At 44.2% G+C, this 22,490-nt stretch carries 20 protein-coding genes; 9 read left to right on the top strand and 11 right to left on the bottom strand.

Features of this window, described 5'->3' with window-relative positions; genetic code table 11:
- The first annotated feature begins 331 nt into the window (after positions 1 to 331).
- Both VIC_RS14385 and VIC_RS14380 read left to right on the top strand, forming a co-directional pair.
- Positions 332 to 778 (top strand): hypothetical protein, encoded by a 447-nt coding sequence (locus VIC_RS14385; RefSeq protein WP_019274394.1) that lies wholly within the window; start codon positions 332 to 334, stop codon positions 776 to 778.
- 170 nt (positions 779 to 948) lie between these two features.
- A complete protein-coding gene (locus VIC_RS14380; protein WP_253899455.1) occupies positions 949 to 1,833 on the top strand; it encodes a hypothetical protein in 885 nt (294 codons plus the stop codon).
- Between the two features lie 28 nt (positions 1,834 to 1,861).
- Here VIC_RS14380 and VIC_RS14375 read toward each other — a convergent pair whose 3' ends face one another.
- From VIC_RS14375 to VIC_RS14355, 5 genes are all read right to left on the bottom strand, one after another.
- Positions 1,862 to 2,584, bottom strand: coding sequence for a carbonic anhydrase (locus VIC_RS14375; RefSeq protein ID WP_006960710.1), 723 nt, complete (start codon positions 2,582 to 2,584; stop codon positions 1,862 to 1,864).
- Positions 2,585 to 2,838: 254 nt separating this feature from the next.
- Complete coding sequence (locus VIC_RS14370; protein WP_006960709.1) at positions 2,839 to 4,179, bottom strand: BspA family leucine-rich repeat surface protein; 1,341 nt, start codon at positions 4,177 to 4,179, stop codon at positions 2,839 to 2,841.
- A 26-nt stretch (positions 4,180 to 4,205) separates the two neighbouring features.
- The gene (locus VIC_RS14365; RefSeq protein ID WP_039951967.1) at positions 4,206 to 4,637 is read right to left on the bottom strand and encodes a BspA family leucine-rich repeat surface protein; all 432 of its coding nucleotides are present in this window, start codon (positions 4,635 to 4,637) and stop codon (positions 4,206 to 4,208) included.
- A gap of 338 nt (positions 4,638 to 4,975) precedes the next feature.
- Complete coding sequence (gene tdh / locus VIC_RS14360; protein ID WP_006960706.1) at positions 4,976 to 6,007, bottom strand: L-threonine 3-dehydrogenase; 1,032 nt, start codon at positions 6,005 to 6,007, stop codon at positions 4,976 to 4,978.
- Positions 6,007 to 7,203, bottom strand: coding sequence for a glycine C-acetyltransferase (locus VIC_RS14355; protein WP_006960704.1), 1,197 nt, complete (start codon positions 7,201 to 7,203; stop codon positions 6,007 to 6,009). Before VIC_RS14355 ends, tdh begins: the two co-directional genes overlap by 1 nt.
- Positions 7,204 to 7,518: 315 nt before the next feature.
- Here VIC_RS14355 and VIC_RS14350 point away from each other — a divergent pair, with 315 nt between their 5' ends.
- On the top strand, positions 7,519 to 8,253 hold the full coding sequence (locus VIC_RS14350; RefSeq protein WP_006960703.1) for an EAL domain-containing protein: 735 nt from the start codon (positions 7,519 to 7,521) through the stop codon (positions 8,251 to 8,253).
- Positions 8,250 to 9,857 (top strand): response regulator, encoded by a 1,608-nt coding sequence (locus VIC_RS14345; RefSeq protein ID WP_006960702.1) that lies wholly within the window; start codon positions 8,250 to 8,252, stop codon positions 9,855 to 9,857. Before VIC_RS14350 ends, VIC_RS14345 begins: the two co-directional genes overlap by 4 nt.
- On the opposite strand, the gene VIC_RS14340 is transcribed toward VIC_RS14345, so the two are convergent.
- Complete coding sequence (locus VIC_RS14340; protein WP_006960701.1) at positions 9,847 to 10,659, bottom strand: helix-turn-helix domain-containing protein; 813 nt, start codon at positions 10,657 to 10,659, stop codon at positions 9,847 to 9,849. The genes VIC_RS14345 and VIC_RS14340 overlap by 11 nt on opposite strands.
- Before the next feature lie 345 nt (positions 10,660 to 11,004).
- Between VIC_RS14340 and VIC_RS14335 the strand changes: the two genes are divergently transcribed.
- Together VIC_RS14335 and gloA2 are read left to right on the top strand one after the other, a co-directional pair.
- Positions 11,005 to 11,931: a LysR family transcriptional regulator gene (locus VIC_RS14335; protein ID WP_039952063.1), complete on the top strand. Its 927-nt coding sequence runs from the start codon at positions 11,005 to 11,007 to the stop codon at positions 11,929 to 11,931.
- Positions 11,932 to 11,942: 11 nt separating this feature from the next.
- Positions 11,943 to 12,335, top strand: coding sequence for an SMU1112c/YaeR family gloxylase I-like metalloprotein (gene gloA2, locus VIC_RS14330; RefSeq protein ID WP_006960699.1), 393 nt, complete (start codon positions 11,943 to 11,945; stop codon positions 12,333 to 12,335).
- Between the two features lie 104 nt (positions 12,336 to 12,439).
- Here the strand turns inward: gloA2 and VIC_RS14325 are convergent, their stop codons facing one another.
- The 4 genes from VIC_RS14325 to VIC_RS14310 all read right to left on the bottom strand — a co-directional run bounded on the left by VIC_RS14325 (position 12,440) and on the right by VIC_RS14310 (position 16,472).
- Positions 12,440 to 12,925 (bottom strand): ribosomal maturation YjgA family protein, encoded by a 486-nt coding sequence (locus tag VIC_RS14325; RefSeq protein ID WP_236612181.1) that lies wholly within the window; start codon positions 12,923 to 12,925, stop codon positions 12,440 to 12,442.
- Positions 12,918 to 14,267 carry a cell envelope integrity protein CreD gene (gene creD / locus VIC_RS14320; protein WP_006960697.1) on the bottom strand — a complete coding sequence of 450 codons (1,350 nt, stop codon included), beginning with the start codon at positions 14,265 to 14,267 and terminating at the stop codon, positions 12,918 to 12,920. Before creD ends, VIC_RS14325 begins: the two co-directional genes overlap by 8 nt.
- 73 nt (positions 14,268 to 14,340) lie before the next feature.
- Positions 14,341 to 15,780, bottom strand: coding sequence for a two-component system sensor histidine kinase CreC (gene creC, locus VIC_RS14315; protein WP_006960696.1), 1,440 nt, complete (start codon positions 15,778 to 15,780; stop codon positions 14,341 to 14,343).
- 2 nt (positions 15,781 to 15,782) lie between these two features.
- Positions 15,783 to 16,472 (bottom strand): response regulator, encoded by a 690-nt coding sequence (locus VIC_RS14310; RefSeq protein ID WP_006960695.1) that lies wholly within the window; start codon positions 16,470 to 16,472, stop codon positions 15,783 to 15,785.
- A 465-nt stretch (positions 16,473 to 16,937) separates the two neighbouring features.
- Here VIC_RS14310 and VIC_RS14300 point away from each other — a divergent pair, with 465 nt between their 5' ends.
- The 3 genes from VIC_RS14300 to VIC_RS14290 all read left to right on the top strand — a co-directional run bounded on the left by VIC_RS14300 (position 16,938) and on the right by VIC_RS14290 (position 21,257).
- Positions 16,938 to 19,172, top strand: coding sequence for a cytochrome c peroxidase (locus VIC_RS14300; protein ID WP_006960693.1), 2,235 nt, complete (start codon positions 16,938 to 16,940; stop codon positions 19,170 to 19,172).
- A gap of 91 nt (positions 19,173 to 19,263) precedes the next feature.
- Complete coding sequence (locus VIC_RS14295; protein ID WP_006960692.1) at positions 19,264 to 19,947, top strand: response regulator transcription factor; 684 nt, start codon at positions 19,264 to 19,266, stop codon at positions 19,945 to 19,947.
- Positions 19,944 to 21,257 (top strand): sensor histidine kinase, encoded by a 1,314-nt coding sequence (locus tag VIC_RS14290; RefSeq protein WP_006960691.1) that lies wholly within the window; start codon positions 19,944 to 19,946, stop codon positions 21,255 to 21,257. The genes VIC_RS14295 and VIC_RS14290 overlap by 4 nt, the downstream gene beginning before the upstream one ends.
- Here the strand turns inward: VIC_RS14290 and VIC_RS14285 are convergent.
- Positions 21,214 to 22,134: a DMT family transporter gene (locus VIC_RS14285; RefSeq protein WP_006960690.1), complete on the bottom strand. Its 921-nt coding sequence runs from the start codon at positions 22,132 to 22,134 to the stop codon at positions 21,214 to 21,216. The genes VIC_RS14290 and VIC_RS14285 overlap by 44 nt on opposite strands.
- Positions 22,135 to 22,490: the final 356 nt, after the last annotated feature.

The raw sequence follows: 22,490 nt of genomic DNA, 5'->3' as shown, positions 1-22,490 counted from the left end.
TGCTATAAAACCATGAACCAAGATCACATTTTCAAACATGTAATCGAATTCAATTACTCAAAAAGTTTGGCAACTTACCATTTGGCATCTAGGTTTATAAAAGTGTCAACTAACGTACTAGTGACAAAGACAGATTCTCTAACAACGTCAGCAGCTAACAACGCAAACACAACTACATATTGCCCCACCATTTGGTGGGGCTGTTTTGTTTATCCTCCTGTTGAAAAGACGCATCGCATAAGCACACAACAAGATCTGCGTTATTTTGAGCTAGATTTATGCCATTAGCGGTATAAAATAACCCGCCCTTAAACAGACGCCAGAGATCACTATGCAACGCGATTACACCCTCTCCTCCCTACAAAGTATCCCTAGAGAAGAGCTGGAAGAACTGAGTCTACGAATGATCCATCGACTGATCGCAGAAGAATCAATGACTGAACTGTTTACGTTCGATGCAGACGAGACTGAATCCGAAGACAAACTGCAAGAAGCCCAGTTTGATGCCATGTTGAGGATGAGCGCTATCGCACTGAGTGAACTGCCTGCCCTTTTCAGCGAATCAGACAATCAACAGCAAAACACGCTGCGCATGCAACGCTTGCTCCTTTGGCATTTCTATTCGGTTTCCTTTCACCTCGAACAGGCAATACCACTTGAGGTCCATTGCCAACATGTAGAAGTACTCCTTAAACAGGCACCAACTAATGCGCTAGAATGGGTCACAACCTTAACGGATTTACTCCGCCAGTACGCGAAAATTAGCCAAAGTAGCTAATGCGCTCATCATTGATTAAGTTAAATGCCAGAGTTGTCTGGCATTTTTCATTTTTTGAGCCTGATACATTGGCAAGATTTATCGATTCAAGACATACTCAAAGTTACACTAACTAACCTATAAATTAAGCCTAATTGCGCTATTGCCTTCTACTTGCTTGCACCATTTCATTGAGTGCATATGCCGAAGATGAAATTGATTACTCGTCCTGCCACAGTCAACCAGACAGCGCAGGCATACTCGACTCAGCATTCAGCTATGTAAATGCCCGTCTTTGTGAGCCCGCTGTTTGGTTTGATAATTTCTTTGTCGATGACCGTACCGATGAAGACGCTAACGCGGGTAGTATCGTTCGCTGGACTAATGACTTTGCCTATGTTGAAGCGAAGGGTTATGAGTTCAAAACACGTTTCAAGGCGCGCTTTCACCTGCCTAAAGTCACAAAGCGCCTCAAGGTAGTTTTTGAGTCCGATGATGAAGATGATCTGCGCGATCTCTTTCCACAAAACTCCAGTGATGCGGAAAGCACGCTTGCGATGAGATATGACTGGCTAAGCAATGCCAGAACCAGCTTCAATATAAAGCTTACTGCTAAGCCGGGGATTGAAGGTCGCTTTAGCTACACCTACCCAATTAGCGACGACATAGTCCTCAGAGCGACACAAAAGATTTATCAGAGAAAGCGTGTCACAGGTGAATCTACAGAAGTCGATTTAGACTATTCCATTAGTCCAGATTTTTTGTTTCGTTGGAGTTCATTCGCAAGCTATGAAGACGATATCAAAGGTTGGGAATTAGGCACTGGGTTTACCTTATACCAGCACATTTCAGACCATCAGGCACTGAGTTATCAAATTAGCACGACCGGAACCAATCGCCCCTTTCATTACATCCCAAATACCCATGTTTCTATCACTTATCGCCAGAGCTTCTGGCGGCCGTGGTTATTCTATGAAGTGATACCAGAGTACAACTGGAATCGAGAAGAAGATACTCAGCGTGAAGGAGAAGCAAAAGCCACGTTGAGATTGGAAGTGTTGTTCCACAACATCTGAAAAGGCCGGGATATCCCGGCCTCATTATTTAATCGTTGGTTAGAACGACACGAGCGTTCTGTTTCTGAATTGGTCGGTTGTTGTTACCCATCACCATCTGCATTTGTTTTGCCTGTTCCGTCGTCAATGTTTGAGCGGATTTAAGAACAAACCAGCGTACGCCTTCAGAGCAAGGTGGCGTCGTCAGAGAACCATTGAAGCGGTAGTACTCCCCTGTTGCAGGCAGCATATCTTTTACAGCAAAAGGCGTTTGTAACCTTACCGTTTCACCTGGCTCAGGCATGGTTGCTGTCAACTGTGTGATCTGGTTATTTTCCCCTGGTGCAGCGTTATACATCACAGCGACGACCGCTAGGTTGCCATCTTTATCCGCATTTACAAAGTGCGCTTCCAATGGAAAGTTTTGACCACGAATGTGGTTTTCTGAAGGAGTATGGAAGTGGAACTGCGCCAGATTAAACTCAACTCCATCTACTGTCACGGCGTTATTCCCCTCAACAACCGCTTGAAGTGTGTGTCCATTATTAGTGAGCCCAGTAACCATGCCCTGATACTCAATGTTCAGTGGCATCAGCTCCGCATCAACCACATCCTTGATATCAATCGGGCTTTGGTTTTTGCCAGTCGCACACTCTTTTGCAACGTCTCCCCAATGTTCAGGTCCCTTATCACCTTTGTATCCCCATTCAGCGGCCTGAACCGTACCCGCCATCGCAATCATCAAACTTGCGGCAATAAATGTTTTTTTCATGTTATTTCCTTATTATCGTCACCAACTGATCGGCCACCATCATAAGTCCATGAACAAATCCATGAGTAGTAGGAAAACTTTGATTACCTGCGAATTTTGGAACCGGATACAAAAGAAGTGAAAATTATGGTTTTATCAATTTCACTGGAAGCTGCCTTTGTCTTTCTAACATTGCCAGTTTGATCTTGCCCTAAAACAAAAAACCAGTGTTGAATCACCAACACTGGTTTTTGAGCAACACTAGAGATCAGAGATCAATCAACGAAGTAAGGCAGTTGATCTTCTGTTAAGGCACTGCCCTCAGCAAACACAGCGTGCTCCGTCACACTGCTCACATTCCAATTAGTCAGGTCTTGTGAAAATGCCTTTGCCGAACCAAACATGAGTTCCATGTTTTTCACGCTTGATGTATCCCAGTGACTAATGTCCTGGTTAAAGTCATATGCTTCGCGAAACATCCATTTCATACCGGTTACTTTGGACGTATCCCAATTGCCAATATCCTGATTAAAGTCGTATGCTTTGTTAAACATCCATTGCATATCGGTCACTTTGGACGTATCCCAATTGCCAATATCCTGATTAAAGTTGGATGCACCGCGAAACATATGGGACATATTGGTCACTTTGGACGTATCCCAATTGCCAATATCCTGATTAAAGTCGTTTGCTTCGCGAAACATATAGGACATATTTGTTACATTTGATGTGTTCCAATCAGCTATACTTTGGTTAAACGTGAATGCCTGTGAAAACATCCAGGACATATTCGTTACTTGGGAGGTATCCCACTGAGAAATATCATGATCAAAAGCTTTTGCTGTATGAAACATGGATGCCATGTTACGTACTTTAGACATATCCCAACGGCCAATATCTTGGTTAAATTCATAGGCACAACTAAACATGCCCGACATACTTGTTACATTTGACACATCCCAATAGCCAACATTTTGGTCGAAAGACTTTGCGAAAGCAAACACCTCTGACATGTCTGTTACATTTGATACATCCCAATAGCCAACATTTTGATTGAATTCTTCCGCCTTATAAAACATGGCTGACATGTCTGTTACATTGGACACATCCCAATAGCTGATATCTTGATTAAATACTAAGGCAAATCGAAACAGGTCCTCCATGTCTGTAACGCTCGAAGTATTCCAATCGCCAATATTTTGGTTGAAATTTTTAGCATAACTAAACATGGCTGACATGTTAGTTACATTTGACACATCCCAATGGCCAATATCCTGGTTAAATTTTTCGGCCCATAGGAACGTGCCTCTCATGTTTACTACGTTTGAAGTATCCCAATCACTGATATCGGCGTTAAAGGATTTTCGATTATAAAAAACCGTATTCATATCTGTAACTTGCGTGGTACAAAAGCGGATCTGGCCACGTTCAAGATAATCCAACATGGTCTTGTCTCTGATAAGTGTGTTGTCGACCACAACGTAAACCTGCCCGTTCTCAAGTATCACAGAGTTGACAGCTTGGTCTGGGCATTTTACTGAGATATCAGCGGCAAAAGCGGAATTGCCAGCGAGCGCTAACGCGCCGACGAAAAGTGACGTAAGTGTACGTTTCATTGTATTTTCCTAGAATTGAATAGACGTTATTGAGGAAACTGTGGAAGGTCGTTTTCAGACAGACCGCTGTCTTTAGAAAAGTCCGTATGTCGTTTGACTTTACTAACATCCCAAACGGTTAAATCTTGGTCAAAGCGCTTAGCACCTAAAAACATGCCGTCCATATTGATGACGCGGCGAGTATCCCATCGGCTGATGTCTTGGTTAAAGAACTCGTCTTTAGCAAATAAATGGCTCATATCCGTGACATGGCTAGTGCAGAGTTGGATATTGCCAGCAAGGAAGTTTTGCCAGTAATCAGAGTTGCGAATAAGTTGGTCATTCACGACCACAAACAACTCTTCTTCTTCGATCAGCACGGTTCCCGGGGCGTTCGATTCACAGGTGATACTTTCTGTAGCAAAGGAACAGGCGCTGCCAAGTAACGCACACGCAAGCACGATAAGTTTTAATTGCATTTAAGATATTTTTCTTATCAATGAATAGTGCGTGAGATTATATTTATAAATTGATTATTATATAAGTCAGGGTTGTTTTATTATTTAAACCAATAATTTTAATTGAGACATTCAATATAATATTCCTTGATATTATTGATTTAAATAATTATTAGTGACATCTATTGTTTTTATTATCATTTATTTAATTTAAACCCTTCCCGCTATATGCTCATTATCTAACCAGACAGTTCACTGATATAGCTTGAACATTGGCTAAGAAGTATTAGGTGACTCAAATAACAAAAAAGGCGACAGGTTAACCTGTCGCCTTTTACTATTCAGTAATCTAGATTCCATTATTCCCAGTCAAGAATCACTTTACCTGATTGGCCGCTGCGCATTGCGTCAAAGCCTTTTTGGAAATCGTCAACCTTGAAGTGGTGAGTGATGATTGGTGTCAAATCCAAGCCCGATTGAATCAATGATGCCATCTTGTACCAAGTTTCGAACATCTCACGGCCGTAGATACCTTTAATCACCAGACCTTTGAAGATCACTTGGTTCCAGTCGATACCCATGTCTGATGGCGGAATACCCAGCAGTGCAATTCGGCCACCGTGGTTCATTGTCTTCAGCATGGTGCTAAATGCCGCCTGAACACCTGACATTTCAAGGCCCACATCAAAGCCTTCCGTCATGCCCAGCTCTTCCATTACGTCTTCAAGCTTTTCTTCCGCAACGTTGACTGCGCGCGTCACACCCATTTTACGCGCAAGTTCAAGACGGTATTCATTCACGTCTGTAATCACAACATGACGAGCACCTACGTGCTTAGCAACTGCCGCCGCCATGATACCGATTGGGCCAGCGCCTGTGATCAGTACGTCTTCACCCACAAGGTCGAAAGACAGCGCCGTATGTACAGCATTGCCGAACGGGTCAAAGATTGACGCTAGATCGTCTGAGATGCCTTCAGGGATTTTGAATGCATTGAACGCTGGAATCACTAGATATTCAGCGAATGCACCTTCACGGTTTACACCCACACCAATGGTATTACGGCATAGGTGAGTGCGGCCGCCGCGACAGTTACGACAGTGACCACAAGTGATGTGGCCTTCGCCAGAGACACGGTCACCGATTTCGAATCCGCGAACTTCCTGACCAATAGCAACCACTTCACCCACGTATTCATGACCAACAACCATAGGAACAGGAATCGTGTTCTGAGACCACTCATCCCAGTTGTAGATATGAACGTCTGTACCACAAATCGCAGTTTTCTTAATTTTGATCAGAATGTCGTTATGGCCAACTTTCGGTTTTTCAACCTCAGTCATCCAGATGCCTTCTTCAGGCTTTAGCTTAGATAGCGCTTTAATTTTCATTACTTAATGATCTCCATGTCACGACCCACTTCGATGAAGGCGTCGATGGCGCGATCAAGTTGCTCACGCGAGTGTGCCGCAGACATTTGTGTACGAATACGTGCTTGGCCTTTTGGTACTACTGGGAAAGAGAAGCCAATAACGTAAATGCCTTTTTCTAGGGCACGCTCTGCGAACTCAGCCGCAACTTTCGCATCGCCAAGCATGATTGGAATGATCGCGTGGTCAGCGCCACCCATAGTGAAACCAGCGGCTTCCATACGAGTGCGGAAATGTGCTGCGTTTTCCCATAGACGGTCACGTAGGTCACCACTTTGCTCTAGAAGATCAAGAACTCGGATAGAAGCATTAACGATGGCTGGTGCTACCGAGTTTGAGAACAGATATGGACGAGAACGCTGACGTAGCCAGTCAATCACTTCTGCTTTACCTGAAGTATAGCCACCTGAAGCGCCGCCCATAGCTTTACCTAGCGTGCCTGTGATGATGTCGATACGGTCAACCACATCGTGGTACTCGTGAGTACCTGCGCCTGTTTTGCCCATGAAACCCACCGCGTGAGAGTCATCGACCATAGTCAGTGCGCCGTACTTGTCAGCAAGGTCACAGATAGCTGGCAGGTTAGCTACTACGCCGTCCATTGAGAATACGCCGTCTGTAACGATAAGGATGTTACGAGCGCCCGCTTCTTTAGCTGCGATTAGCTGCTGCTCAAGCTCTTCCATGTTGTTGTTTGAGTAACGGAAGCGCATTGCTTTACATAGGCGAACACCATCGATGATTGAAGCGTGGTTAAGCGCGTCAGAGATGATCGCGTCTTCTTTACCCAGAATCGTTTCGAACAAACCAGCGTTAGCGTCAAAACAAGAGGTGTATAGGATTGTGTCTTCTTTACCAAGGAACGTAGAAAGCTTTTGCTCCAGCTCTTTGTGGATATCTTGAGTACCACAAATGAAACGAACAGACGCCATACCAAAGCCGTGCTTATCCATGCCTGCTTTACCCGCTTCAATTAGCTCTGGGTGGTTAGCAAGACCAAGGTAGTTGTTAGCACAGAAGTTAAGCACTTCTTCGCCTGTAGAAATTTTCACAGCCGCTTGCTGTTGAGAAGTGATAACGCGCTCTGACTTGTAAAGACCTTCAGCCTTTACTTCTTCAATCTGTTGTTTGATCTGTTCGTAGAATGCAGAAGACATTTCAAATTCCTTCCTAGTTATTATGTTAAGCACATTGCTTATTCATCACCTTCGTTTTCAAATTCGAAGGCGTCAAAAGTTGCCCTAAGTGTAATTCAAGCACGCTATTTTCATTATCCCACCAGATGGAAAAACATTAGTGAATTCCAGGCACAAATAAAGAATTTTTATGATAGCAATCACAATCCATGTTTTGTGTGATGAAATTTCGCGCTTCATATCAAATAGAAAATTTCTATCTGAAAACGATATGGAGCCCTAAATCACAAGCCCTCACAATGCCCGCCCTTAACTTTTAACTAACGAGCATTGCACATGACCTTATCTGATCAGCTAATCCGTGACGCTTTTTCGAACGGTTGGCATACATGCGTTTATCAACCAAAAGTGGAACCGAGCTTCGAAAAGATCCAAGGCGTGGAAGCACTGTTCAGGCTCGACATTCCGGGCCAAGGCATCTATCTGCCTTCGCACTTCATTGAGAGAGCTTTTGAGCTTGGTTATGAAGAAGCGATATTTTTCATCGTCTTGGAGCAATCTCTGAAAGACGTGAAAGGCATTGGTGCCAATATTGGCTTAGCGATCAATATCAGCCATCAGGTGCTCATCAACCCAGAAAACATCGAGCGCGTCCGAGAGCTACTTTGGGAGTATTCAATCCCGGCTGCACGCCTGACCTTTGAACTGAGTGAGAGTGAAGAGTTGGATGAGCAAGTTTCGCCACAAGTGAAAGCATTCCAGAACATGGGGATTAAAATCTCTATCGACGACTTTGGCGCTGGCTATTCAAACTTCAATAAAGTGCTAAGTCTGAACATCGATGAAATAAAGTTCGACCGTTCCATTATCAACAATAATGAGATGCGCAGTGCGGCACTCATCAAAAACATTCTTCAATTTTGCCGTGACTTTGGCATCACCTCTGTGGCGGAGGGTGTGGAAGATTCTGACACTCGAATTTACATTCGCAATCTGGGGTTTGATACCTATCAGGGCTTTCATTTCTCAAAACCGGTACGAATCCACGAACTAAGGCAGATTGCAGCATGATAATTCGAGCATCAAACCCAGTGCCACTGCAGCACCAAAATGTTATCGCTCAGTTTCGAGTTTTAGTGGTTGATGAAAGCACTCTATTTGCGCAAAGCATCAAAAAGATGTTGATGCAACTAAAGGTCGATGACAAAAGCATTACTCATGCCTCCGACACCAAACTTGCAGCGAAATACCTAAGAGAGAGCAAAGATTCAGGTTCATACTTTGACGTCATTATTTGTTCATTCAATTTTAAGAGCCAACCTCAAGGCCGTGAATTCTTTCGATACCTTGAGAAAGAGCAGGTTCGCGCTCACTTGACCGCATTGATCATTACTGACAACGCGACAGACATTGATACAGTTCGTCAAATCGATGCATTTTTGCCTGACGGATTCATTGCTAAGCCCTTCAACCACAATCAATTTCTATCTAAGTTTGGGCAGATTACGGAGAAAGCATTGCGGCTAAAATCGCTTAAAAATGCCTACTTTCAAAAGCGTTATCATGATGTGCTGGAACTAACACAAGACGAATGCCTACCCCCGAAAGTCGCTAACGACATGCTTCGTCTTCGTTGCCTATCACTCATTAAATTGGACCGCTTTGAAGAAGCTGTTGAGCTTTGCCAACCATTTATTGGAGCTCAACAGGAGTGGCCTTCAGTCCTCTTAATTGAGCTTTATAGCCTGCAAAACGATAGTCAAAAAATCAGTGATATTCTTTACACCACAACGACGCTCAAAGACCACCCCAGAGTCCATTGGGTATTAAATGAAAGTCAGCTTGAAGGTGACGATTACCAGTATCTGCTATCACATTACTCTAAAGTGAATGACGACCATGAGAAGTCCGTTAAAGCCGCTCTCGTACACCTGCTAGCACTAGACTACGATGCAACTTTAGATTCACTTGGTCATTTTCTACGCAGTAACAAAACCAACCCGTTGTTAGATAAGCGTCTGTTTGTATTTCTACAGGGGCTCGTCTCTCTAAGTAGTACTTTTGAAAATAAAAACAAAGTCTTGGAAGTCAACGATCTAAACAAAATAGCGCCAAGCAAAGAATCGCAACATCAGCTCTATTTTTTGTTTGTATATATTCTCAAACACTACGACAGGAAGAGCTTATTTCTGACTGGTCAACGGATTGATGCCTTTTTTGATAAGGCGCTGTATGCAAAAGATAATCTAGTGCTGATACTTTTGGCTCTTGCTTGTTATCAATTAGGCTTATATTCGAAGCTCCAAAAGCTTTATCAGCAAAGGATGAGTTTCATAGAGAAAGATTATCTGGCCATTTTAACCTCAAAAATTCTTGGCCAATTAGTTCAAATGAGTGACAAAAGGGAATTGTATTACGATACCAATCGAGATGACGACCTCTCGGCATTGGTGTCAATGACTCACTCATCACCTTTAAATACTCGGTATCATGAAGGGTTCATATCTCAGCTCTCCGACATAGTGAAACGACGGAAAGTGAAAAGAACCAAAGAGATCATATCCCATATTGAGTCGAGTATTGCTTTTCTCAAAGACAGCTACGAATCGCTGGGTCTTACATCGGATCTGATGAGACTAAGATCAGAGTATGAATTAATTAAGATCAACCTATAAGGAACTCAACACTTTTCTTCTTTTGCTTCAGGTCATGGTAACGAATGTACTTAAAGTAGACATCGTGTCTGTTTTGTATCGTTTGAGAGAAAGGATTCTCAATGACTTTCTTAATGTCAGCACGATAAAAGATAAAACCGTGCTGATGGCAGCAAGGCTCAAAGTACAAGTCGTACAAAAACTGGCTCATTGCAGGGTCGATGGTTGGGAAACTGACAAACGTATCTTCTAAATTCTTTGATAAATAATCGAAGATTTGTCGGCGAATAATAATGCTAGAAGCGCCCAAACTAAGAAACATATTGGCCTCTGTCGTGTAAGCAAAGTGCCCGACCAACAACCCTTCACTTCGAAAACAAATCACGACGATACCTTCCCGAGAAAACCCAAATCGCTGAGTCGTATCAAGAAAATCAAAACCATAAAGTTTTGCGTGCATAGAGCGTATCAACGCCAGTTCTTTTTCCGGTAAAGAGGAAAAGTTATACGTATCAACCTGAGTAATCTCGTAGTCATAGGCAACGTCTGAATTGAAGGGGCGATTCATCAGTTTCGTTGCCGACTTTACTTGAGACATTTCTTCAACGGAAAAGTCATATTCAACTTGAAAGAAACTCGCTAAGCCGACGCGACGGACGAAACTCGGTGTGGTTTTCCCCCTTTCCCACTGACTGATCATCACCTGATTGACACCAGAAAAGGCGCGATGGGAACTGGAAAGTAGATCTGCTAATTCTTCTTGAGACAATTGTCGCTCTTCGCGTAACTGCTTCAAACGCTCGCTGAAATTTTCTTTATTCATCGCCAACTTACCGAAGTTTATTTTTAGTGTAGTTTATACTGGAAATGAATTGGAGACATGGAAGAAACACAAAACAGGCGCTGGTTAATCTAACCTATCCGCCTGTTTTGGTGACATAAAAGAATGCGCGTGTTACTTTTCTAACACTAAGGTGACTATGGTGAGCAATACGACAGCGAACGCGGCCAGCAAGATATCTTGCATCATTGAGCCCAAGTCAAGAAGAAAGCCTGGTTCTTGCATTTTGAGTACCTCTTGCTGTTTAACATTTCGCCACCTTATCGATTCAACAATTCATTAACAACCGATTTAATTCTCAATTTAAAGACATATCACGGTTTCAATTTGGTTAATTCAAAACTTATCGCTTTGCTCCCAGATCTTGCATCCTTCATTTTGATCGTTGATGAGGGTAGCTTTACTGCTGCCGCAAAAAAGCTCGATGTAACTCCTTCCGCACTGAGTAAATTGATCACTCGACTTGAGTCTGCCCTGTCCGTAAAGCTGTTTGAGCGCACGACACGAAAACTCGTTATCACGCCCACTGGGCAGCAAGTTTATGATCAGGCGATTGTGATGGTAAACGCCGCCCAGCAAGCTTGGGAGCTATCAACAACCGATCACAAACAAGCGACAGGCTCTCTTACCATTGCAGCACCAGAAGCTTTTCTCAACTCCGTTTTACAGCCTTTTGTTGTTCCGTTTTTGCAGCAATATCCAGACATTCAGCTGAAGCTACGTGTCGCTGATGGCGAGATCGATCTACTCAAAGACAGGATCGATGTCGCGTTCAAACTTACTGACAAACCTGATGAAAACTTAGTGCTTAAAGAAGTTGGAAAAACGAACCTTGTCCTTTGTGCCAGCCCTGAATACATACATAAACGTGGTATGCCTTCCCACCCAACTGATCTGCAACATCATGACTGCCTTTATTTGGCCGAAACTGAGCGAGATAATATCTGGGACTTCTTTAAAGACGACGAATTCCATTCGATGACGGTCTCAGGTCGATATGCGGTGAACCACTCACAAATGCGTCTCACTGGTGTCAAAAATGCGCTCGGTATTGGCATCTTTCATGATTTTGTTATTGCGGAAGCCATCGAAAAGCAACAAGTTGTACCCGTTCTTTCAGATTGGACGATCAAAAGTAACTACCATGGCGCAGTCGCTATGCAGTACCCGCAAACCAAATATATGCCCGCTCGTCTACGTGTCTTTATTGACTACATCAGCCAAGCATTAGGCGATAAACTCGCCAACAGTTAACGAGAATACCAATGTTTAATAAAATTCATCACGTTGCGATTATTTGCTCTGATTACCCAGTATCTAAGCAGTTTTATACCCAAGTATTGGGGTTAAAAATCCTAGCCGAAAACTACCGAGAGGCGAGAAGTTCTTACAAGCTCGATTTAGAGCTCCCAGATGGATCGCAAATTGAACTGTTCAGCTTTCCCGGCGCTCCAGAAAGGCCAAGTTTCCCAGAAGCGCAAGGCCTTCGCCATCTCGCCTTTGAAGTCGATAGTGTTGAAGACGTCAAAAGCTATCTCGAAAGCAAAGGGATTGAGGTGGAGCCTGTGCGCATTGATGAATTCACCGGAAAAGCCTTTACTTTTTTCCAAGATCCAGACGGGTTGCCGCTTGAGATTTATCAGGCACAAACTAAATAGCTCGATTAGCGACTACTCGCTCACGATGCCCTTGCTTACGAGACCATATAAACACTTTCTCAAGCAAACTGCGCCGGACTCGCTTTTTGACGATCCGGCGAGGTTTAAGATGATTCATCAACTTTCCCTCTTTTCACGTCAGATGATAGAGCGCCATCCCTGTAGAACAATCCGCTCTCCAAAATCACACAAAGAACACCTCCCACGCCATACGCAAACAAGTCCTTCCAGTCAAAAGTCGCTCCCAGAACAACGTAAAGCGGAGAAGTAGGGTCAACCCCCAACCATTGTGCCAACTGAGAGTACTGACTAAGCTCAACCAAAGTTGCAATCCCGACCACCAGCATTGCTAAAACCTTAGGATCAATTCGAATCACTAACGCTATGGTGTAGTAGAGCCACACCACAACCAGGATATCTCCAAACGTCGGCCTGATGAAACTGTCCCGAACATAACCAGCAATAAAAATCAGCACGACAAGCATCATCAAACTCACCAGAGCATGATATTTCGAAAAACGGACATTAATGCGGGAAGAAGAGCCGCAATTACGGCTCTGACTAATTTCATGCGACTTCGTGTTACGCATCTGTACTACCCGCTTGTTCGTCGTTCGCTCTATCTACGGCTTTTTTACTGCGTTCATACCAATCTACGTTTCTGGTTATCACCATCACGAAACTGAGAATCACAAAGCACAATAGCGTCCCCATCAGGAGTGCGTAGCTTTCAGCCTGAAGTAGCCCGAAGAGTAGTCCGTATAGACACAATAAACTCACACCAAATACTGTACCGTGCTTGGTACTGTCCAACATACCGCCTACATAGACACTCAGTAGGCAGGTAGAAGCCAATACTGAGATAACATAGGCCCAGTTAAACCCAGTGTGTTCACTGAGTGAAATCAGCAATAGATAGAACAGTGCCAGAGCGAGACCCACAAAACCGTATTGAACAGGATGGACAGGGCGAGCCTGAAACAATTCGAGCAAAAAGAAGCTGGCAAACACGAGTGTAATGACAAGAAGCGAGTAGTTAATGGCACGATGCGACTTGAGGTAATGATCGACCGGATCAATCAGGTCAACACCCATTTGACGCTGTTCCAACTCATAGCAGGACGATTCTTCTTCCATGCAGTTTTTAAACAGCTGCGTGATATTGGATGAAAAGTTATTGCTCGCCCATTGTGCGCTGAACCCAGATTCAGACACGGCGGATTCTATCGGCAGGTAATCACCGATGAAGCTCGGATGCGGCCACTCTGAAGACAATTCCACGGTTGTGGTTTTCCCGATAGGGGTTACCTGAAGCTTCCCCATCCCCTGCAATAAGAAGTTAAGATCAAAATCGAGGGGCTGAGAAAGGTCTAAATGCGCTACATTTAGCTGAGTATGAAACCCTTGAGCTAGTTGCTTGATACCGGTTCCCGGCACAACACCAAATGCCTCGCCTCCAAGCTTCGTTTCGTCCAATTTCACTAGCCCACGGCTGTCTTTTACGCCAACCACCATTTTAATTTGTTCGATTTTATATTGCTCAAACTCGTTCAATGCTGACAAATCAAAGGATCCTTTGAGCGCACTTTGCGCTTTGTACAAGCGCGCTTTGTAGATACCACGATATTTCTCGAAACTTTCCAGATGAGCAGACATATCAAAAGTGTTTGGCAAAATGTAAGCCTGACGCTCAACGTTGTAAGTTCTGTCTTCACGACGAACGGTTTCCGTAAAATCAATCGCGATAAAGGGGCCAATAATGCGTTGTTCGCCACTACTGCTGCGTGCGATCTCATCTCTAACTTCTTGTTGGCGATATGAGCGCTCAGAAACAAGGCCACTGACCATAGACATCGGAATTTGTAGCAAGACAAACAAAAACAGCACAAAGCCAAACTTCATGCCAATTTGATTATTGAGGATTTTCTTCATTTTTCTTCTCCTTAACTGATGTTTTAACTGTAAAACAGCAAGTTGGAGAAAAGATGGAGCGTTTATGGAGTTTTTATGGAGAAGGAAAGCTCAAGGTCACTTTGACGCCTTGTTCTACGTTCTCAATCAGTAGCGAACCTTTGTGTAGCTTGACGACCTGCTCAACAAAATTGAGCCCAAGCCCGGTGCTTTTCACGCCATTTTGACGCGCAAGCGAATAAAACCGTTCTGTGAGTCGAGGCATTGCGTAATCGGGAATCGGTGGGCCTGCGTTAAATATCGACAAAGCGACTTGTTCATCTGACTGTGAGTACTGCCAAAGAATCAAACCGTTGCACTCAACAAAATCAAGCGCATTGTCCATGAGATTAAACAGCGCCTGTTGGAACATAAAGCTATCACCGACAGGCTCAAAGTCAGAGCTAACTGACGCTTCACATGCCACCCCTTTGGCATTGAGCCGCGCATCTGAAGCCGATACGATCTCGTCGAGCATAGCCTTGATGTTGATTGATTCCTGCTTATCTAAATGTGGTTGCTTCTCCAGTCGGGCCAGCTCCAGTAGCTTGTCGATCAAAGACTGCACCCGATCACTTTCACGCTCTATGTTGGTCGCAAATCGTGCCACTTTTTCGCCAGATAAAGGCATCTGCAATATTTCGCTGGCTCCCTTAATGGCAGAAAGCGGGCTCTTGAGTTCATGGGTTAAGGTTTGCACATACTCTTCGACATACTGCTTGCCATCGAGTTGATTACGCATGTTTTCTAACGCATCACTCAAGGTGCCGTATTCATAAAACACGCGAAATGTTGGCTTAGTGACCTTCTCACCCTGACCCATTTTCACTGCGTAGTTTTCCAACTTATTCAGTGCTGAGTGAATGCGCCAAGCAAATAAAGCACCGGCCAGTAGCACTAGGCCACTCATCCAAACCATCCAGAACAAAACGTTTCGCTTTGAGAGGTCAATAAATGGCTGAACCGATCGGTTGGACTTTGCCACTGTCACGCTGCCAATGATTTCGCCTTTGTGATAGATGGGAGCCGCGACATGCATCACCGTTGATAGAGGATCATCTGGGTCTTCAGCAGTGCTTCGCGCACCATATTGGCCGCGCAGCGTCAGATAAACATCATTCCATCTCGAATAATCTTCTCCGACATCTTGTTGCCATGAGTCTGCAATCACAATCCCATCTTTGTCTGTGATGTAAATACGATGATTGATCGCCTTTTTGCCGATTTCCCAGATACGTGCTTCTGGTTCTCTTAAGCCATACGCAGTAAGCAGTTTAGAGAATCGACTTTCTGAAATCTGACCATTCGCCACGTCTTCTTCTGCAAGCACAGCCAAGAGATTGGCCATGTCCACTAGCGTTTCTTCAGTCGTTTGACGAACCGTCGGTTTAAGCTCCTGAATCACAGTGGTACTCACGGTGTAGGCCGTCATACCGACAAGAACGAAATACAGAAAAAACAGTCTTAATCCGAGTGGGATTTTAGGCCATTGCATCGTTACTCACCCGCTTTATCGAAGTAGTAACCGAAGCCACGCTTGGTGCATATACGATCAGCCATCGAGAAAGGCTTCAGCTTGTTGCGTATCGCTTTAATGTGAGAATCGATATTACGCTCGTAAGATGCATGCGGTGTCATGTCAGCGGCGAGCATCAATTGCTCACGACTTAAAACAGAGCTGGATACGGCAATGAGTCTGTTTAGGATCTTAAATTCGACAGCGGTCAAGCCCAGTGGCTGACCATCAACGCTGTAATCAAAGTTGTCTGCCTTTAAATCATCCTCAATCGCTTGTTCATTCGCAGATTGGATTGTGGTTGGGCGTGATTTTATACGTAGTTTAATTCGCGCCAACATTTCCCGTGGGCTAAAAGGCTTAGTGACATAGTCATCAGCGCCAATTTCTAAGCCCACAACGCGATCGATTTCGTCATTTCGCGCCGTCAGGAAAATAATGGGTACATCAGAAAACTCACGAATGGTTTTGCAGAGTTCGAAACCATTGCCATCGGGTAAGCCTACATCAAGTACCAGCAGCGCGGGCTCACTCTGTTTCATGAACGTCAGCCCTTCACCTGCCGTTGAAAACCACGCCGGCTGATAGCCATCCATTTCGAGAACATGAATTAAATTGTCTGCAATGGCAGGTTCATCCTCAATAATGACGATCGTTGTTTTGTCGTTCAATGTTTCAACTCCGCGCAGCTACGTTTCCGTACTATGACTGATACATGATTACAGACAATCATTATTGTGAATAGTTTAAAAACCAAAGAAGCGCATAGGCCAGGTCACTTTGCCCATTTCTATCAAATCATAAATGGTGAAAAATACGGCACAAATAACCGCCAGTTTGAAAAGACGATAAACAATGAACATAGGTACTTCCTTAAACAGGATAATAGCCGCTAGAACGGCTCATAAGACAACTAGAAACAAGAACCACGTTATACCTTTTACTCATTAAGATTTCGAGCACCAAACACCACAAACTTTCCTACTCCCAGCGGGATTCAGCATAGCTTAACCTTGATATGCATCCCATTTAATAAAGTCACATAGCAAAAAGACGCTCGGTTCCAGCCATTTTAACCCCTTTTTAACCCTCCCTTTCCTAACATCCGGCCAATACTGCACACATGGAAGAGAACAATGAGAAAACATGCTTGTCTACTAACCCTGACTTTGGGGCTGGCATCCCAGGCGATGGCCATTCCAATCCCTGATGATCTGGATACTGAACTTCGTAAACTGATTGAGCAACACAGTCTCTCAGGCGAGCCAAACAAAGGCTTTGAAATACCCAGTGTAGATTCAAAAGAAGTGAAATTAGGAAAACTCTTATTTTTCTCCAAAGCACTGAGTGGTAACAAAGACGTTGCTTGCGCCAGTTGTCATCACCCTTACCTTGGTGGGGGCGACGGATTATCACTCGCAGTAGGGACACTGGCTGAAAATGAAGACGTGCTTGGCCCTGGCCGAAAAACAACCACCGGTGAATTCTATGTAGCACGCAACACGCCAACGATCTTCAACGCTGGTTTATACAAACGCAGTTTGTTCCGTGATGCTCGTGTCGAGTTTGTTGACTGGCTTGATCCATCAAAAGGGATCAGTACTCCCGATGTTGCATTTGGTGAAGCTGACCCAAATTCTGGAGATACCCTTTTAGCCGCTCAAGCTCGCTTTCCACCAGTTACTGCATCTGAAATGCGTGGTTTTGATTTCATGCAGGATGCATCCAATGAGGCCGTGAGAGCGCATCTAGCGGCAAGAATTGGCGATTATGGCGACGCCAAAGGCGAATTGTTTCGAAACCAGTGGCTGGAGAAATTCGCTTCTGTTTACGGAGACGATAAGTCACCTCAGGAGCTTGTAACCTTTGCCAACATTACTCGAGCACTCTCTGCGTACCAAGAGTCGATGAACTTTACCGACAACGCATGGAACCAGTACGTGAAAGGTGACTCGTCTGCACTTACGACGTCGCAGAAACGTGGAGCCTACCTGTATTTGTACATGCCACCTCCCCCATCTGATGGAGGGAATGAGCCCGACTTTTTACCCACACAGTGCATTGGCTGCCACAACACAGACACTTTCAGTCAAACCAAAGACTCAAACTATCACCGCCTAGCCTTCCCGCAAATCGGCCCCGGAACCGGAGAGCCAGGTATGGAAACAAATGACTTAGGTCGAGCCCATCGAAACGAAAGTGAAGCCGATATCTATAGCTTTCGCTCAGGCACCCTGCTAAACATTGAAGTCACTGGCCCATTTGGGCACGCAGGAAACTACGATACTCTAGAACAAGTCATTGATCATTATGATGATTACCACCAAATACTTGACCAATATATTGACGAGCTAGGCTGGTGCGAACAACCTCAGTTCAAAGACATCGAACATTGCAACAGCTTGTTTCCTGACGCAAGAGAGAACACAGATAAAGCTGCGAAGATCATTGACGATGAGATAGCAGATGGCGCACCCGTCTTGCAAAAGCTCAACCTGTCAGCTCAATCCAAGACCGATCTGGTTAATTTTATGAAAGCACTTACCGATCCCTGTGTGAAAAGCGCGGAGTGCTTGCAAGCTTGGCTCCCTCAACCAGAAGAAGCCGATCCTGATGGGCTGCAACTGGCAGCAATTAACTATCAAGGGGTTCCTCTTTACCTGCCATCCAAGTGTTCCGAAGGTGAAACCCTTCAGTCTGGTGGGAAGCTGACAAGAGATCAAGGCGAGTGCATTACTGGCTCAATGGAACACTTTTACTTTGATATTCAACAAGATAACACTACTGTCTATCTGAGCAGCCGAGATGGTCAAGGCGATCTCAAGCTCTATTACCACCCTACAAGTTGGGCCTCCAAACAGAATGCGTTAGCGGAGTCGATTGGTGAAGGTACAGAACAAGTTCTTATCATCACACTTAATCAGGGCCGTCACTACGTCAGCGCCATCTCACAGCAAGGATATCAAGGGGTTTCTATCGCTTTGGGTACACGGCGTGCCAGTAAAGAGCCTGGTGAGCATCCCAAAGCAATCTCAGATGAATGTGTGACCTCTTCTCCTGTTTCACTTGGAGAATTACAAAGCGGTACTCCAGTCTGCACTGCACAAGGTGACAATTACTATTTCATCAAGGTTACAGAGCCCAATAGCACTCTGGAAATTAGAACAAGACACGGTTCAGGTAATACCGATTTATATGTCGGTCCTTATTGGCCAAGTACAAGTCAGTTCGAGTTTTCATCTCGCAGCACAGACAGTAGCGAATACCTGAGAATAGATTCGCCCATACCCGGCTGGTACTTCATTCTTGCGGCTGGAGATGGACTCAATCAGGGCACATCGCTGCAACTTGATATATCCACACAACAATAAAGCATTGCTTTGTAGGCAGTAACGTTAACTACAGCCAAGCCATTTAATGGCTTGGCTTTCACTCATTCTACTAATCTCAATTTGGAAACTTATGATCAACACAATACTAGTTGAAGATGATTCACGCTTAGCGGGTAATATCATTGATTTTCTAGAGCTCGAAAACATCACATGCGATTACGCCAATAATGGCGAAACGGCACTCAACCTGATCGAAAAAAATCAGTATCAGGTCATCATCCTAGACGTCAATCTTCCTCGACTCGATGGCTTTAGCGTATGTGAACGACTTCGCACTCAAGGAGTAGCAGTTCCGATCATTATGTTGACCGCCCGAAATCTACTCGAAGACAAACTGACAGGTTTCAAGGTGGGTACTGATGATTACCTCGCCAAGCCCTTTGCTATGGCAGAATTGGTCGCCAGAACCAAAGCACTAGCGACCAGAAAAAGTGGTCAACTGATCCGATTCAAAGCGGGCAATATCGTATTCTGCACCCAAGAAAATCAAGCGTATATCGACAACCAACCAATCAAGCTTCTTCCCACCAGCCTAATTATCCTAGAACACTTGATGCGTGCTTATCCGCACTCAATCACACGTCAATCTCTTAACCTAGCAATCTGGGAAGACCGAGCACCTAACAGTAACTCTCTCAAAGTCCACATCCACTATCTACGCAAAGCATTATCTCAACACAGTAGCAGCGTCTGCGTTGTATCAGTAAACAAGAGAGGGTTTAAGTTGCAGGATACAGATAGTGAGAGCCAATGAAATTTAAAATATCGAGCTTAAAGCACTCTATGATCGCCATGCTATTTGCCACTGCGCTCATTCTCGTGACACTAATGTCTACGCTATGGTTGCTGCACTTTTTTAATAGTCACGACAACATGATAAAAGGCGCTCTGCTTGAGGTTGCCCACAAAAGTGAGTCGGAAAGCGTTGAGCAAAGCCCGCGTTTCATAAAAACCTCAAAGTGGCATCAGTTACCCATAGAAATTCGCCGCCACTTCGATCGTGACCTGCTCTCCCCAAACCAGATCCACCATAAATCAGATCGAACTAGTCCGTTATCAAGACCAACCGAATCCGTGTATGTGATGTTGATTACGAAACCTGATGGTAAAGTGCATTACGTGGCTCATCATTTCAAAGAACCACCAAATGCTCCTCCGCAAAATTGGTTTGAGACACCCGAAATTCAGGCCATTCTTTTCGGTGCTTTCGCATTAAGTTTCTTTCTAATGATGCTGTTCATGTTTATGTACTCAGCCACTAAACCCATTCAACACCTTTATCAGTGGGCTAGACAACTGGATTCCGCCAACATAAGTAGTGCACCACCAAACTTCCAATATGAAGAGTTAAATACACTTGCTCAGATTATTCTTGATAGCTTGCATAAAACCGAAGCCTCGCTCAAACGTGAGCAGGAGTTTGTGCGTTACGCCAGCCATGAGCTGCGCACACCGATTGCGGTTATTCTTAGCAGTGTAGAATTGATGGATAAAGTCGAAAAACAGTGGGAAGAAAAGAGCCACAATGCGAAGCAACGTATAAAGGACGCGAGCCTCTGCATGGCTGAACTCTGCGACACGTTACTTTGGCTCGACAAAGCGGAGCATTCTCAGCTAACCACTCAATCTGTTGCCCTCTCGTCAGTACTGCATTCTGAAATAGAAAACCTAAGTTATTTAACCCAAGCCAAAAACATTGAAATTCAAATCCATACCGATAGCTATAAAGCTAACCTTCCTTACGCAGCCATTCAGATGATAGCTGCCAATCTATTGCGTAATGCCGTACAGCACACCCATGAAGGTGTAATTACGATTATCCAGCAACAAGGAAGCATTCAGATCATCAACAAAGAGTACTCTGATTATTACGAGCACTATCCGGACAAGTCAGGTTTTGGCCTTGGTTTAATGCTTGTTAAGCGCTTATGTAGACAACTCAGGTGGGGCTTCAGATTTGAAAAGACACACGGCCAATGCCGTGCATCTTTATCGATTGGGGAACCAAACCTTATGTTGACTAAAGGTTTAGATGACGTTCTTTGCGAGCAAAGCGCACTTTAAACCAAGTTTTAGGTGCTTTCGTCAACAAAATGCCACACAGCAAGGGCAGCATCAGAGCCAGTGATTGGTGAGACAACATCTCACCATTGATATATGCAGAAATAAACAGTGCAACTACAGGGAATATCAGAAAGCAGATTGACGCCTGAAATGGTGTAGATACCTGGCCAAGCTTAAAGTAAGCGACAATCCCGCCAACGCTAGCTATCAAACCTAAATAAACAACTGCATAGATCGAATCCCAAGTAAAGGATTGCACATCAACATGCTCACCCACAGAAGACACGGCGAACAATAAAATGGAAGCGACCAAACACGGCAATGCATTGTAGGTAAGTACTTGGATCTCCTTACAATGCTTTTGCACAAGCACGTACATAACCGCATGAATCGCAACTGCCAACCCTAGAGATGCAGTACCAATCAGGTAGTCGGAACCACCCATCTGCATTTCATTACCCAATATTAAGCATAAGCTGATCACCGCCGCAAGAAGCCCAAAGACTTGGTGCTTTGCGAGTCGTAACCCAAGGAATAGACCAGACATCAACATCACCGCAACTGGCATGTTAGCGAAGATGATCGAAGCCAAACCGGAGGAGATATATTGCTCCCCGTAAATCATCAAAGTAAAAGGAATCGCAAAGTACATCAGCGCTACAATGATCACCCACTGCCCCTTACCTTTCGGAAACAGTAATGGTTGACCAAACACTTTAGCCAGTACAGCTAACAGTGGAGCGGCAAGTAGAAAGCGTAACGCGGTAGCAAAAATCGGCGGAATAGAGTGCAACGCCACTTCCATAGCGAACCAAGTGGTTCCCCATATCAAGCAAACAGAAACAAAAAGCAGAAAAGTTAGAGACTTCGAATTCATGGTGACTACTACTCATTTAATAATTGTTGTAAATCATCTGCTTGTAGAGCATTAATGACGTAGCACAGTATACGGAGTTCACCAGAGAAATTTTTTGCCTTTAAATCTAGAAATAGTCTTAAATAGAGAAATTAATTTTTTATAATCGAATAATTTAGAAATAAATACCACATAATTACACCACAGCAATATCATTATTTTTAAAAGGGATATTAATTATTACCATTGCTTTAGATGTCGACCAAAAGACATAAATCAATCCAATACAAGCTTCAAAGTACCGTGTGAAAAACAATGTATCGCGCTTTTGTGCGTGCTATAGCCAGACACACAATAGTGCATGTGGTTGAATATAC

This window comes from Vibrio coralliilyticus ATCC BAA-450 (assembly GCF_000176135.1).
In the GTDB taxonomy this organism is placed as follows: Bacteria; Pseudomonadota; Gammaproteobacteria; order Enterobacterales; family Vibrionaceae; genus Vibrio; species Vibrio coralliilyticus.
Note: the sequence above shows the minus strand (reverse complement) of the source record. Positions and strands in the feature narration are given on the sequence as shown.

What these genes read in the sequence shown, in the direction of transcription:
- VIC_RS14385 (WP_019274394.1), top strand. Translation starts at nt 332, where the DNA reads ATGCAACGCGATTACACCCTCTCCTCCCTACAAAGTATCCCTAGAGAA.
- VIC_RS14375 (WP_006960710.1), bottom strand. Translation starts at nt 2,584, where the DNA reads ATGAAAAAAACATTTATTGCCGCAAGTTTGATGATTGCGATGGCGGGT.
- VIC_RS14370 (WP_006960709.1), bottom strand. Translation starts at nt 4,179, where the DNA reads ATGAAACGTACACTTACGTCACTTTTCGTCGGCGCGTTAGCGCTCGCT.
- VIC_RS14365 (WP_039951967.1), bottom strand. Translation starts at nt 4,637, where the DNA reads ATGCAATTAAAACTTATCGTGCTTGCGTGTGCGTTACTTGGCAGCGCC.
- tdh (WP_006960706.1), bottom strand. Translation starts at nt 6,007, where the DNA reads ATGAAAATTAAAGCGCTATCTAAGCTAAAGCCTGAAGAAGGCATCTGG.
- VIC_RS14355 (WP_006960704.1), bottom strand. Translation starts at nt 7,203, where the DNA reads ATGTCTTCTGCATTCTACGAACAGATCAAACAACAGATTGAAGAAGTA.
- VIC_RS14350 (WP_006960703.1), top strand. Translation starts at nt 7,519, where the DNA reads ATGACCTTATCTGATCAGCTAATCCGTGACGCTTTTTCGAACGGTTGG.
- VIC_RS14345 (WP_006960702.1), top strand. Translation starts at nt 8,250, where the DNA reads ATGATAATTCGAGCATCAAACCCAGTGCCACTGCAGCACCAAAATGTT.
- VIC_RS14340 (WP_006960701.1), bottom strand. Translation starts at nt 10,659, where the DNA reads ATGAATAAAGAAAATTTCAGCGAGCGTTTGAAGCAGTTACGCGAAGAG.
- gloA2 (WP_006960699.1), top strand. Translation starts at nt 11,943, where the DNA reads ATGTTTAATAAAATTCATCACGTTGCGATTATTTGCTCTGATTACCCA.
- VIC_RS14325 (WP_236612181.1), bottom strand. Translation starts at nt 12,925, where the DNA reads ATGCGTAACACGAAGTCGCATGAAATTAGTCAGAGCCGTAATTGCGGC.
- creD (WP_006960697.1), bottom strand. Translation starts at nt 14,267, where the DNA reads ATGAAGAAAATCCTCAATAATCAAATTGGCATGAAGTTTGGCTTTGTG.
- creC (WP_006960696.1), bottom strand. Translation starts at nt 15,780, where the DNA reads ATGCAATGGCCTAAAATCCCACTCGGATTAAGACTGTTTTTTCTGTAT.
- VIC_RS14300 (WP_006960693.1), top strand. Translation starts at nt 16,938, where the DNA reads ATGAGAAAACATGCTTGTCTACTAACCCTGACTTTGGGGCTGGCATCC.
- VIC_RS14295 (WP_006960692.1), top strand. Translation starts at nt 19,264, where the DNA reads ATGATCAACACAATACTAGTTGAAGATGATTCACGCTTAGCGGGTAAT.
- VIC_RS14290 (WP_006960691.1), top strand. Translation starts at nt 19,944, where the DNA reads ATGAAATTTAAAATATCGAGCTTAAAGCACTCTATGATCGCCATGCTA.
- VIC_RS14285 (WP_006960690.1), bottom strand. Translation starts at nt 22,134, where the DNA reads ATGAATTCGAAGTCTCTAACTTTTCTGCTTTTTGTTTCTGTTTGCTTG.